Origin of the sequence: Sphingomonas sp. GV3, from assembly GCF_031082075.1 — a bacterium.
Classification (GTDB): domain Bacteria; phylum Pseudomonadota; class Alphaproteobacteria; order Sphingomonadales; family Sphingomonadaceae; genus Sphingomonas; species Sphingomonas beigongshangi.
Genome location: NZ_JARWLE010000003.1, coordinates 20,731 through 33,520, shown reverse-complemented (window position 1 = coordinate 33,520; position 12,790 = coordinate 20,731). Strand labels below are relative to the sequence as shown.

10 protein-coding genes are annotated in these 12,790 nt (G+C 68.5%); 5 read left to right on the top strand and 5 right to left on the bottom strand.

Annotated features, from left to right (window positions below; genetic code table 11):
- Positions 1 to 8: 8 nt before the first annotated feature.
- Positions 9 to 1,121 carry an acyltransferase gene (locus RF701_RS17075; RefSeq protein WP_308815737.1) on the bottom strand — a complete coding sequence of 371 codons (1,113 nt, stop codon included), beginning with the start codon at positions 1,119 to 1,121 and terminating at the stop codon, positions 9 to 11.
- 149 nt (positions 1,122 to 1,270) lie between these two features.
- Here RF701_RS17075 and RF701_RS17070 point away from each other — a divergent pair, with 149 nt between their 5' ends.
- Positions 1,271 to 2,086: an SGNH/GDSL hydrolase family protein gene (locus RF701_RS17070; RefSeq protein WP_308815736.1), complete on the top strand. Its 816-nt coding sequence runs from the start codon at positions 1,271 to 1,273 to the stop codon at positions 2,084 to 2,086.
- Between the two features lie 67 nt (positions 2,087 to 2,153).
- Positions 2,154 to 3,500, top strand: coding sequence for an O-antigen ligase family protein (locus RF701_RS17065; protein ID WP_308815800.1), 1,347 nt, complete (start codon positions 2,154 to 2,156; stop codon positions 3,498 to 3,500).
- Positions 3,501 to 3,522: 22 nt separating this feature from the next.
- On the opposite strand, the gene RF701_RS17060 is transcribed toward RF701_RS17065, so the two are convergent.
- Positions 3,523 to 4,989: an oligosaccharide flippase family protein gene (locus tag RF701_RS17060; protein WP_308815735.1), complete on the bottom strand. Its 1,467-nt coding sequence runs from the start codon at positions 4,987 to 4,989 to the stop codon at positions 3,523 to 3,525.
- 120 nt (positions 4,990 to 5,109) lie between these two features.
- Positions 5,110 to 5,595: a hypothetical protein gene (locus RF701_RS17055; RefSeq protein ID WP_308815734.1), complete on the bottom strand. Its 486-nt coding sequence runs from the start codon at positions 5,593 to 5,595 to the stop codon at positions 5,110 to 5,112.
- 92 nt (positions 5,596 to 5,687) lie between these two features.
- Between RF701_RS17055 and RF701_RS17050 the strand changes: the two genes are divergently transcribed.
- Positions 5,688 to 7,007 (top strand): hypothetical protein, encoded by a 1,320-nt coding sequence (locus RF701_RS17050; RefSeq protein ID WP_308815733.1) that lies wholly within the window; start codon positions 5,688 to 5,690, stop codon positions 7,005 to 7,007.
- A gap of 101 nt (positions 7,008 to 7,108) precedes the next feature.
- Here RF701_RS17050 and RF701_RS17045 read toward each other — a convergent pair whose 3' ends face one another.
- Positions 7,109 to 8,728: a family 43 glycosylhydrolase gene (locus tag RF701_RS17045; protein ID WP_308815732.1), complete on the bottom strand. Its 1,620-nt coding sequence runs from the start codon at positions 8,726 to 8,728 to the stop codon at positions 7,109 to 7,111.
- A 230-nt stretch (positions 8,729 to 8,958) separates the two neighbouring features.
- On the opposite strand from RF701_RS17045, the gene RF701_RS17040 reads away from it, so the two are divergent.
- Positions 8,959 to 9,435: a pilus assembly protein gene (locus tag RF701_RS17040; protein ID WP_308815731.1), complete on the top strand. Its 477-nt coding sequence runs from the start codon at positions 8,959 to 8,961 to the stop codon at positions 9,433 to 9,435.
- Positions 9,435 to 11,048 carry a pilus assembly protein TadG-related protein gene (locus RF701_RS17035; RefSeq protein WP_308815730.1) on the top strand — a complete coding sequence of 538 codons (1,614 nt, stop codon included), beginning with the start codon at positions 9,435 to 9,437 and terminating at the stop codon, positions 11,046 to 11,048. The genes RF701_RS17040 and RF701_RS17035 overlap by 1 nt, the downstream gene beginning before the upstream one ends.
- A gap of 84 nt (positions 11,049 to 11,132) precedes the next feature.
- On the opposite strand, the gene RF701_RS17030 is transcribed toward RF701_RS17035, so the two are convergent.
- Positions 11,133 to 12,320 carry a DUF2252 family protein gene (locus RF701_RS17030; RefSeq protein WP_308815729.1) on the bottom strand — a complete coding sequence of 396 codons (1,188 nt, stop codon included), beginning with the start codon at positions 12,318 to 12,320 and terminating at the stop codon, positions 11,133 to 11,135.
- Positions 12,321 to 12,790: the final 470 nt, after the last annotated feature.

The window sequence follows — 12,790 nt, the reverse complement described above, 5'->3', positions numbered from 1 at the left end:
GGGGGCGGTTACGCCCCCTGCACGACCTTGCGCAACGACCGCTGGCGGCGCCGCGCCAGCGGTCGCTCGACGCAGGCATACATGCCCGCGGCCCAGGCGAAGGCCAGGACATAGGCGACCGGTACCGACCATAACCCGAGCGGGCGCATCGCCTCCAGCATCGGCATGTGGACGAGGTACAGCGTATAGGAGAAGAGCGCGACGACGCGCAGCCAGCGTTGGGCAAGCAGCCGCGCGACGGGGCCACGCGCCTGGATCGCGGCGCTGAACAGCACGAAGAGCGCCCCGCCCTGCAACGTGTAGCGGAGCGTCTCGCGGAAGGCCGGCGCGCGAAGCGCCAGCGTCAGGGCGATGACCAGCAGCGCCAGCGCGACGTGCCACGGTCGCGGCCGCCAGGCATCCTCGTCCAGCATCGGGTTCTGCCATACGGCAAGGACGGCGCCGAAGATGATCGAATCGATCCGCGTGTGCGACCAGTAATAGATCTCGCCTTCGCCGATCGCGGCGAAGGTCGCGATCCTGATCAGCAGCGTCAGCAGGCAGATCGCGCCGAGCGTCCGGGCGATGCGGGATCCCCGCCACATGGCGAGCGCGGCGAAACAGGCGGGGAAGAGCATGTAGAAATGCTCTTCGACGTCGAGCGACCACAAGGGGATCGGCGTCGTCGACGGCAGCCCCAGCAGGCCCGCGTAATTGGTAAGGAACAGCGCGTCGGTGACGAGGTTCAGCGGCGTCACCCGCGTGTCGATCACCGCGGTCAGGGCCAGCACCACGACCAGCGTCATCGTCAGATACAAGGGGGGAAGGATGCGCAGGACGCGGCGCATGTAGAAGGCAGGCAGATTGATGCGGCCGCTCCGGCTATATTCCACCCTGAGCAGCGTCGTGATGAGATAGCCGCTCAGGAAGAAGAAGATCGTCACCCCGAACCCGCCCGGAACGTAGCGACCGAGCCCGGCGTGCGACACCATGACGATCAGGATGGCCAGCGCCCGCAGGCCGTCGATGCCGGGGATACGGGATATCGACAGGGGCCTGTCCGGCCCCCCGGTCGCGGCGCGCCGGACAGGCGCACCAGTACCAAGTACATCCATCCCCAGTGTTTTTTCAGCGTTCGTCATTCAGTAAATCTTATCACTATCTCGCTAGCAAATCGTCAACGACTGAACCGGCCGATCTTCGGGACCGGAAGGGGTTTTCGACGATGCGTGCCTGCCTGCGAACCACGACTCTGCGTATGTCCCTTGGGGGCCGCATATCGATAGTGGCATTGGCGCTCGGCCTTTCGGCCTGCGGCGGCAATACGTCGGCGGGCGCTCCGGTGACGGTCGTCGGCAGCGCGACCAGCCCCGCGACGCCGGCGCCGACCCCCGTTCCCACACCGACACCGACACCGACACCGACACCTGTGCCGACTCCGACGCCGACGCCTGCGCCGACGCCTGCACCCACCCCCACCCCCACCGCCTCGCCGCCCAGTTCGCTGGTGCTGTCCGAGGGGGATTCGATCTCCGTATTCTGGGGCGGCAGCCACACCGGCCTCTACGCCGCCTCGCATCCGAACGTGTCGTTCGCGGGCAAGGCCGTGGGCGGCACCCGCATCAGCGACGTCGCCGGCGGCAACGGCCTGGTCCAGCGGCTAACCGCCGACCTGGCGCTGCGGCCCGGCTATGTGACCATCCTGATCGGCGCGAACGACCTGGGCGACAGCAGCTACGCCTCGACCGATCAGTGGCTCGCGGCCCTGTGGTCCTATGTCGCGACGGTCCGCGCGACGGGGGCGAAGGTCGCGGTGGGCACGATCCTGCCGATCTGCGCGCCGCAGTCCGCGGCCTATGTCGCGAACCACAATACGCGCCGCGCGATCGTCAACCCCGCCATCCGCCAGGCGGTGGGTACCCGCATCGACGCCGTGATCGACTTCGCGGCGGATCCGGACATCGGCCCCGATGCCGCCGCGTGCGACACGCAATGGTACAAGGACGGCCTGCATCCGACCGACGGTACGGGTGCCCCGAACTATTCGGGCGGTCAGGGCCGTATGGCCCGGATCTACGGCCAGGCCGTCGACCAGCTCATAAAGTGATCGCCCAAGTGCCGGAGCGTCGCTATGGCAACGCTGCCAGGGCTGCGGGGCGGAGTTAGTCATCGTGATGCGTATTATCGGGTTGGCGGTGTTCGCCTTCTCAATCCCGCTGTTCTACGCACTGATGAACGGATCGCCGGCGATCCGCCGTTACGGCTGGTTCGCGATCGGCCTTGCGCCGTTCATCATCGGCTACGCGCATCTCGAGGTCTCGATCGTGTCCTGGGCGTTCTGGCCCGGATACGTGAAGGGCATGATCGTATCGCTGCTGGATTCGCTGGCGATCGCGATCCTGCTGACGACCCGGTCCGCGCCGGGCGGCAAATTGCTGCTGTGGGCCTATCTCGGCTATTTCGTCTGCAGCGGCGTCGCGAGCCTGTTCGCCACGCCGGCCATGGCGTCCTTCCTGTTTTCGTGGCAGCTCGCCCGTGCGATGCTGGTGTTCGCGGCCGTGACCCGGGTCGCCCGGCTTCCCGATGGCGCCAGGCAGATCATCGGCGGACTGTCGGCGGGCGTCGCCTTCCAGGCGGTCTTCTCGATCATCCAGCGCCTGCAGGGCGTGACGCAGGCTAGCGGAACGATGGGGCATCAGAACCTGCTGGGGCTCGCGACGCATTTCGCGCTGCTGCTGTCGCTGGCATCGATGCTGGCGGGGGATCGGCGATGGCTTCCGAAGATCGGTGTCATCGGAGGCGGCATCGCCGTCATCCTCACCGGGTCCCGTGCGACGACGGGTCTGGCCGGCGCCGGCCTGGTGGTCCTCGTCATCCTCTCGCTGCTGCGCCATCGCACGGCGTTCAAGATGCGGGTGGCCGGGATCGGCCTCGCCGTGCTGCTCGCCGGCGCGCCGATCGCCTATCTGACGCTCGAGCATCGTTTCGCCACGCAATCCGACACCGGCGACTATGACGAGCGCAAGGCCTTCGAGACCGCCGCGCGCGCGATGTGGGCCGATCATCCCATGGGGGTCGGCGCCAACCAATATGTCGTGAAGGCGAATACCGGCGGCTATTCCACGCGTGCCGGCGTGGCCTGGGTATCGTCGTCCCGCAACGCCAATGTCCACAACACCTATCTGCTGATCGGCGCGGAGACCGGATACCTCGGACTCGTCAGCTTCATCCTGCTGTTCGCCCTGGCGATCGTGTCCGCGCTGCGACTGGCCTGGGCACGGCCGCGCGGTCCGAGCGGCGAGATCGCGCTCGGAGCGGCGGTGACGCTGATCGTCGTGGCGCTGCACTGCCTGTACGAATGGGTGTTCGTGACCTGGATCATCCAGTATCTGTTCGCGATCACGCTGGGCCTGGTCGCCGGGCTGGGCGTCGAGCGGCGCGCCATGCTGCGCAGCCGCGCCAAGCGCCCTATCGCCCCGCCGCTGCCGGACGCCGCCACCGCGCTGCCCCATCCCGCCTGACGGGACCTACTCCCGGCAAGCCCTATCCGTGCAGCCCCGCGCCGTAGCCCCACCAGGCGGACAGCGACGGGACCAGGCCGACGGCGGTGAACAGGATGCGCCAGACGACGATCATCGCCATGATCGCCAGCGTCAGCACTGCATCCTGACGGATGAAGGAGACGCCCTGCGCGCGCTGCGACATCGTCTGCAGCGCGTAGCGGACGATGTCCGCGGACGCGATCACGAACAATGCGGCGACCATGCCGTCATAATGCAGCGCGAGCGGCAGGCCGGCGCAGGTGAAGACGAACTTCGCGAAATTGGCGCGTGCCGTATGCGCGGGGCGCCTGGTGCCCATCAGCACCGAATCCCCCAGCGTCGCCAGGATCGAGAACCAGATGCTGGCGAGCAGCACCGGCAGCATGAAGGCCGCGGCATGATAGCGCTGGTCGTACAGCAGGATGATGATCTGGTCCGACCCGGCGACCACGATGCTCAAGCCGATGGCGATCAGCATCAGCATCCGCCCGCGCGCCGGCGCCAGGAACTGGCGCAACGCCGGGCCGTCCTGCTGCGTGGCGGCAATCTTGGGATAGATGATCATGTCGCCGATACGCTGGACCAGCTGTGCCGCCGCATCCGAAAACGTCCGCGCGACGCCATAGATGCCCAATACGGCGAACGGCACCGCCTTGGCGAAATAGAGGCGGTCGTAGTTCATCGCGAGGAAGTAGATCAGCGACGACAGGAACACCCATTTCCCGAAAGAGGTGATCTGCCCGATGCACGCGCGGTCGAGCTGGAACTTCAGCACGCCGCGCGGCATCAGGACGTGCGTGACGACGGTCTGGAGCGTGGAGGTCAGGATCAGGCCGATGAACAGCGCCCAGATCGTCGGCGTATAGAGCGCCAGTCCGACGTTGAGCGCGAAGGATCCGATGCCGAGGAAGATGTCCGACAGCGCATAGGCCTTCACCTCGCCGTGCTTCACCATCAGGAAGCGCGATGGCGCCTGGAGGCCCGACAGGATGAACAGGATCGACATCAGCGGGACGAGCACGCTCAGCTCGGGACGGTCGTAGATCCGTACCACCGGCCCCGCGAACACCAGCGCGAGCGCCCCCAGCGCGAACCCGCGGATCACCTGCAGCGTGAAGGCGGTGTTGAAGAATGTCGGTTCGTCGCCGCGCGGATTGCTGATGATGTTGTGCGAGATGCCGATGTCGGACAGCAGCTCGAGTCCGGTGCGCAGTGTGTTGATGATCAGCATGATGCCGAACAGCTGCGGCGCGAGCAGCTTGGCGAGGACGACGTTGGTCGCAAGGCGCGTGACCTGGCTGAAGGCGTAGGAGCCCGTCACCCAGCCGACCTGCTGGAGCGCCGCGAGCCGCGGGATCCGCGCCAGGATGCGGCCGAACCATCGCGGCGGAAGGGTGTCGTCCGCGGACGGTGCGACGATTTCCGCCGCACCATCGCTGCCGATCGTGCCGCGTTGGTCCTGTATCATGGTCGGTGTCGCGCTCCGCAGGTCACGCCGGTCGGATGCCGCCTGCCCGTCCGCCCCCTATCCGTCGCACGGGACAGCGGCAAGCCATGGGTAAGGTTCACGAATCCATAACGCGTGGATTCATCCGCCCTTTCTGTGCGCGTGTGCGACGGCAAGCAGGATCGCCAGGGCCGCCGTCCCCCATAGCCAGCCGATCAGCATAACCGGTCCCAGCCGCATGCCGAGCAGCGCGTCGACCCCATGGACCGACAGCGCCTGAACGCAGAACAGACCGACCAGCGCCAGCGTCGTCAACCATGCCCAGCGTCGCGCGCCGCGCGCCGCGCGCACGATCCACAGCCCGGCGCAGGCGACGCCGATTGCCCCCACCAGGGTGATCGCCATCTGGATGCGCGCATGATCGGCATAGAGGCCGTCCGCCATCAGCATCGCGCGGATCCTGTCATGGACGATCCAATGCGCATCGGTGGCGATCACGATCGCCATTGCGGCAAGCAGGGCGGCGAGGAGCAGCCAGGACGGTCGGCGCAGCGATGCGGCCGCGACCGCCGCCAGTGCCAGCGCCCAGATGCCAAACGTGTTGGTGTTTGCAATGAGATCGGTCATGGCTTCGGCTTAGCGTCCCGATGCGTTCCGGCCAGGGGCCGCGACCGTGCCGGACCATAACCGTCGGGAGCCATGGTCTGTCCGCACCATCGATGATCTATGTCGCCTATGCGGCGCTGGCCTGTGTCCTGTTCGCGACCCTGCCGATCCGCACGGCGATCCTCGCGACCTATGTCGGCGGCTGGCTGGCGCTGCCGGTCGGATCCTATGTTGGTTATCATGCGGGCTTCACCATCGAAGTGATCGGCGCCATGCTGCCCGCCCCGGCGATGCTGATCAACAAGGCATGGGTGGCCCCCGTCGTCACGCTGACCCTTGCCGCGATCAGGGCGCCGCGGACGCTGCTGGCCTGGCGGCCCGGTCCCGTCGACCTGCCCGTCCTGCTGTTCTGCCTGTGGCCGGGGATCGCCGGCTTCGCCGCGCTGGCGCCCTCACCCGCGCCGATCCTGTCCTGCCTCTATCTTCTGGGGGTGTGGGGCGCGCCCTGGCTGCTCGCGCGCGTGCATCTGGCCGACGCGGCCGGACGGATCGGTTTGGCAAAGGCGGTGACGATCGGCGGCCTTGCGCTCGCGCCGCTCGCGCTCGCCGAGGGCGTGGCGGGACCGTTCGTCTATACGGCCCTATATGGTGCCCATCCGTTCGTCGCCGACGGGACGGACCGGTATATCGGCTTCCGGCCGTTGCTGCTGTTCGAGGACGGCAACCAATATGGCATCTTCATCGCACTGGCGGCGCTGTGCGCGACCGCGGTGTGGCGCCAGACGCGCGGTCGAGCGCATGCGGTGCAGGCCGCGATCCTGGCGGGGGTGGCGATCCTGTCGCAATCCGCCGGAGCGATCCTGCTGATGCTGGCCGGCATGGTGCTGCTGCTGGTGCCGGTCGGTGCACCGCTTCTGCGGCGGATCGCGCTCGGCGTCGCCGGGCTGGCGCTGATCTTCGCCCCCTTGTACGTCGCGGGTGTCCTGCCGATCGAGCGCCTCGTGCGCCATACCGCGCCCGGTCAGAGGCTGTTGGCGGTCGTCCGGGCGACCGGGCGGGGATCTATCGCCTGGCGCGTGTCGCAGGATCAGAAGGTCGCGGGGCTGATCCGCCAGCACCCGATCGTCGGTATGTCGCGCTGGGATTGGTGGCGGCCGAGCCGGACGCGACCCTGGAGCCTCGCCCTCTTGCTCATCGGCCAGTTCGGGCTGGTGGCGCTTGGCCTTGCCGCGATCATCCTGCTATCGGGCGGTCTCCGGATGCTGATGACGGGCGCCACGCCGATCGCCGTGGATCGGGGCCTCGCGCTGGTGGCGGTGCTCGCCACGCTGGATGCGCTGCTGAACGCGTTCGTCTTCGTCCCGGCCCTGGTCGCGGCCGGCGCGATCGCATCGGGGCGATCCACCCCGCGCGCGGCCGGTCGCGGTCGGTAGCCCATCGTCGTAGCCGTGGATGAAAGGCGCGCTGTGCACTACTCCTTCGCATCAATATCGCCGGCCGACAAAGGTCGACAATTCTGCAATGTCGGTGGTCATCACCCCGGTAGCGCCGTGAAGCGGAAATCCCGGAAGCGCGCCGCGCCCGTCCCGGCCGCATAGAGCCCGGGGCGCAGCATCAGGAAGCCGCCGCGCACATTGTGGTGATAGCCCGACACTTCCATCCCGCGATCGAAGCGATGCCAGGTGCGGCCGCCGTCGCCGGAGGTGTGGATCGCGACGATGTGGCGCGTATTGGCGATACGGATCGTCATGCGCCGGCCATGCGGATTGGCGGGGCGGCCGCGCTCCATGCCATATTGATGCGTGACGAAGCGATGCTCGTCGAACCCGAGCCCGCAATAGAGCCGGTCGTCGTAGAAGAGCAGCAGCCCGGCGGTGCAACCCGGCGTGATCGCGATATCGCACTGGAAGACATAGGCGCGGTCGCCGGCGGTGATCAGCAGCGGCGCGGAATCCGCCGGCGCCGTCCCGCGCGCCTCCAGCACCAGCGTGGCGGGTTCGTGGCCGATGCGGCGCGGCTCCCCCGGTCCGGGGCGGAAGAAGTTCCAGCGCGTGCCGAGTTGCAGCGGCGCGGCGAAATCGTCGGACAGCGGCTGGCCGTGCGGCCCCCCCTCCCCGCCCCGCGGCGCGGGCAGCGGGCGCGACAGGTCGCCGCCCGTCGTCCGGAACCAGCCGTCCGCAGTCCAGCGGACGGGATCGAGCAGCACCTGGCGCCCGAGCGTCCAATAGCCGTTCTCATAGCCGTGATAGACCGACCACCAGCTGCCGTCGGGCGCCTCGACCAGGCTGGCGTGGCCGCGCGACCACCAGGCCTCGTCGTTCGAGCGGGTGCGCACCACCGGATTGCCCGGATCGTCGGTCCAGGGGCCGTGGATCGAGCGTGACCGCGCGACGATGACCATATGGCCGGTCGGCGGCCCCGCGGTGCCGCCGACCGCGGTGATCATGTAGAACCAGCCGTCGCGCCGGTGGATCTTGGGGCCTTCGGGGCTGAACCCCTCGACGTCCCAGTCGTCGGGATAGCGCCACGGGTCGTAGACATGCTCGACCGCGCCGATCGTCGACAGGCCGTCGTCCGCCAGCCGGATGCGGTCGCCGCCCGACAGGAACAGCCAGCGCGAACCGTCCTCGCCGACGGCATGGCACGGGTCGATATGGTCGTGCAGGCCCAGGCTGACCGGATCGGACCACGGCCCGTCGATATGCTCGGCGGTGATGACGTGGATGTCGTTCGGCGTCGCCTTCACCGGTATGTACAGGAAGTAGCGGCCGTCGTGCTTGGCCAGGCTGACCGCCCAGACCGCGCCGATGTTGCGATGGAGGGCGGCGCTGCGCGGCCGCCAGTTGATCAGGTCGCGGCTGTGCCAGATCGTCAGCCCGGGATAGCTGTCGAAGCTGGAGAAGGTCATGTAGTAATCCGCGCCGTCCTTCAGGATCGCCGGATCGGGCCGGTCGCCCGCGATCAGCGGATTGAGGAAGCGCCCGTCGCCCAGGTCGGCGATGCGCTGGCCGTCGTGGCCGCGCCGCCATGTCGCTGCCGGTCGCCCTTGCCCTTCCGTCGTGCCGATCGGTCCGGCGGTCGCGGACTCGGGCAGCAGCACGCCCCCGACCAGCGCCGCCAATCCGAAGGCATCGCGCCGATTGATGTCGCTCATGCGCCGTCTCTCCCGCCGTCGCCGGCGATGCCGTGCGATCCTCGCCATCGAGGAAGCGCGTCCGACATCGAAGCGCAAGCGCAAAAGTCCCGCTCCGGGGCCGATCGTACCGGCTGCGCAATATACCCGAATCAGTATTTGAACCGCACAGATAAGGGCTTGATCCAGATTGACTTTTTATGACTTCGTTAGTGGCGTCGGCGCGATTTTCCCGAGCAAGGGGAATATCGATGGCTCTTCGACTTAGAGAGGCATGTCGCCACAGTGGAAAGATCGCGGTCAGGCTGGACAGGCGACGGCCCTGGCGGCGACTGTACTGCGACCGTGCGGGGGCGGTGCTGATCGAATTCGCCGTCCTGACGCCGGTCCTGTTGCTGTTCACGTTCGGCATCATTTCCTATTCCTGGTGGTATTTCCTGGCGAACGGCGTGCAGCATGCGGCAAACGACGGTGCGCGCGCGGCGATCGCCGGCCTCGACAGCGGCGAACGGCAGGCGCTGGCGATCGGCAGGGCGACCGACAATCTTCGTGCGGTCGGCCGCTACGACATGCAGCAGGCGCGCGTCGCCGTCGTCGAACAGGCCAACCGGCTGACCGTCACGGTGACCTACGATGCGAGCGGCATCGCGACCCTGCGTCTGCCCTTCGTTCCCGCACCGCCCACACGGATCGTGCAGCGGGCAACGATCCTGCTGGGTGGCCTGTGATGCGTCGCGCCCTGAGTCACCTGTCCGCGTCGCGGGAAGGCAGCGTCTCGATCCTGTCGGTCTTCCTGATCCTGATCGCGCTCGGGGGGGCGGCGACCGCGGTCGATTACGGGTCGCTGGTGATGCGCAAGCAGCAATTGCAGGGCCTGGCGGATCGCGCGGCGCTCGCCAGCGTCGCCATGGGCGATGCGGGGATCGCGACCGGGCAGCTGATCGACGCGGAAGGGGTGAGCGACGTCACGCTGGTGCGCGCCGACAGCGGAACCTATGTCGCGGATCGGAGCATCGCGCCCGCGGACCGGTTCCAGACGAGCGCCGGCGCGCGCACCGCGGTGCGCCTCGTGCTCGCGCGGCGCGTGCCGCTGTTCTTCGCGGGCGTGCTGACCGGCCGGCGGTTTCATGATCTTCGGGTGACCGCGACCGCCGCACGCACCGGCGAGGCGGCGATCAGCATCGGGTCGCGGCTGGCCAGCGTGCAGGGTGGCGTGCCCGGAGCGCTGCTGTCGTCGCTGGCGGGCGTCGATCTCAATCTGTCGGTCGCGGATTACAATGCGCTGGTCGGCGCGAATGTCGACGTCTTGACGCTGTCGCGGCTGCTCGGCACGCGCGCCGGCGTCAGCCTCGCCTCGTTCGACGGCACGGCCGGCGCTACGGTCGCGCTGCCGACGCTCATCGCCGCCATGGCGGATGCCGCCAACGCGCCGGCCGCCGCGGCGGTGCTGAAACAGGTCGCGCTCAAGGTGCCGACGACGCAGATCGACGTGCGCCGCCTGATCGACCTCGGCACCAGCCCCGCCCCGCCCCCGGTCAAGGTCGCGGCCGACGCCCTGCTGCGCGAGGCGCTGATCGGCACCGGCGGTGACCGGCAGATCACGCTCGGCCTCGGTGCGCAGGTCCCGGGCCTCGCGGCGACCAACGTCCGCATGGCGATCGGCAGCAGGGAGGCGACCTCGCCGTGGATCAAGGTAGGGCGCGACGCCTCGGTCACCGTCAGCACCGCGCAGATGCGGATCGGCGTGACCGCGCGCGTCGACGTGCTGGGCATCGGGCTCGTGGCGGCCGAGCTGCCCGTGGTCGTCGAGGGCGCGAGCGCGTCGGCGCGGCTGGCGTCGGTGACCTGCGGCAGCGACGGCGCCAGCGTCGCGGTCGACGCGCAGGCCTCCCCCGGCCGCGCGATGATCGCGTCCGTCTCCGATCCCGCCTTCTACGCGCTGTCGACCCCCCTGCCCTCGCAATATGCGACGTTGCTCAGCGTGCCGCCGACCGGCATCAAGGGGCTGGCCGACGTCCAGCTGGCGGGATCGGGCTGGCAGCGGCTGCTTTTCTCGGCCGCCGACATCAGCGGCAACGTCGCGCGCACGGTCAACGCCAATTCGGTCACGCAGGGGCTGGTGGGATCGCTGATGCAGCGGCTCGACCTCAGGATCAGCGTGCTCGGCCTGCAGGTCGGCACGTCTCCCCTCACCACGCCGCTGCTGAGCGCCTTGTCCGGTGCGACCCCGCTGGTCGATCAGCTGCTCGACCAGATCCAGCAGGTCGCCGGGATCAGGGTCGGCCAAGCGGATGTCCGCGTACCGGGCGCGCACTGCGGCGTCCCCGCCCTGGTATCGTGACGCGGAACGGATCGCGGTCCTGACAGGACCGGCACGTTGTCGGCAAGGCGACATGTCGACACGCCGACATGCCGTCGGCGGGGGTCAGGCCGCCAGCGCATAGCGCCGGCAATGGTCGAGATATCCCGCCTCGTGCCGCGCGGCCAGCGCGACGACGCTTTCCCAGAGCCAGGACGGCGTATCGATCGCGCCGCGCCGGTCCGCCTCCAACTTCGCCAGCCAGGCGGTACGGGCGGCTGGATCGAGTTGGCGGGCATGCGCCTTGCCGACGACGAAGGCGAGCTCGCGCGCGGCGCACACCGCCTCCGTCCGGTTGAACTGGTCGACCTCCAGCTTGAGGTCGTGCGGCGTCAGCTCGCGGATGAACAGCGACCGGTCCAGCATGCGCACCGGCAGCATGCGGGTGCCCAGATGGGGCGACAGCGCCCGCGCCGCGGCGACGACGCGTTCCGCATTGTCGCGCGGCATCGCCGCGCCGCGCGCGATGGGGGCGACAGGGTCGGTCGCTTCCTTGAGGTCGACCAGCGCATAGGACCAATGGCCCTTGCCGCCGCGCAACCCGACGATCGCGGCATAGCGCAACAGGCCGAGCGAGCTGCACCCCTTCATCCAATAGGCGGCATCGATCAGGCGTATCTCGCGCGCCTTTTCCTTGCCCTTCAGCGACAATACCATCGCTGCGACCCGCTCGTCGGCGAACAGGCGGCGCAGGGCGTCGCGTTCCTCCGGCGCCAGGACCCAGAAGCGCTTGCCGAGCGGGATGCGCGGTTCGACCGCGTCGAGCCGCTCCTTGGCGAGGTGGCGCCAGCGGCGCCCGAGCGATTCGCGTTCGATGCTGCGCACGACGTCGGATTCCGCGTCGGGGGCATGAGCCTCGGGATCGGCGATCGCGGCGGCATAGCCGTCGACCATCTCTTCCAGCATCCGCATCGTGACGACGCCGGGCAGGTCCGACCCGCGCGCGGCGGTGGCGAGCGACAGGCCGAGGCGGATCAGGTCATGGGCTGGATTGCCGATCACCGCTTGGTCGAGGTCGCGGATCTGGATTGCGACCTTGCCGTCGCCGTCGGCGATCGGGCCGAGATTGCCGAGATGGCAATCGCCGCAGATCCAGATCGCGGGTCCCTTCGGGATACGGTGTGCGGCGGGGGACTGCGCCAGCCATTCGTAGAAATGCGCCGTATTGCCCCGGACATAGGCATGCGCGGACCGCGCCATCTTCAGCATCCGCCGCGCATCGAGCGTGGCGGCGCGGTTTTCGGGTGGGGGCATGAACGACCTCTGGGGAACGATGCCAGGATAACGCGCTTTGCCCCGAAAGGTTGACGCATAGGGAAGGCGGCGGCACCCGCCCGCCTATCGGGGCAAGCTGCCCCCGCCTGGACCGTGCCGGATTTTTTACGGCCGGTGTCCCGTTTTGGAGCGATTTGGCGCGGTCGGCTCCGGTCGCGGTGCGGCGGACGGCACTGGAAGCGCCTGCGGCGTGAGGACGGGCAGCGCGCGGAGCGTGCCGCGCGGCAGGCAATGGATCCGGATGCGGCCGTCGCGTTCCCGGCACGGTGCGGAGGGGCCGGCTACGGGAAACGGCCGTTTCTCGCCGGTAGCGGCCGAAGCGATGGCCAGGGCCAGGATCATGGACAGCATCCGCATCATTCCACTTTGTAAGGTGTGCAATCGAACGTCAGGAATTCAAATATTAAAATACCATTAACCGCACTTGCGCTTTCGACATCGCTTTGTCA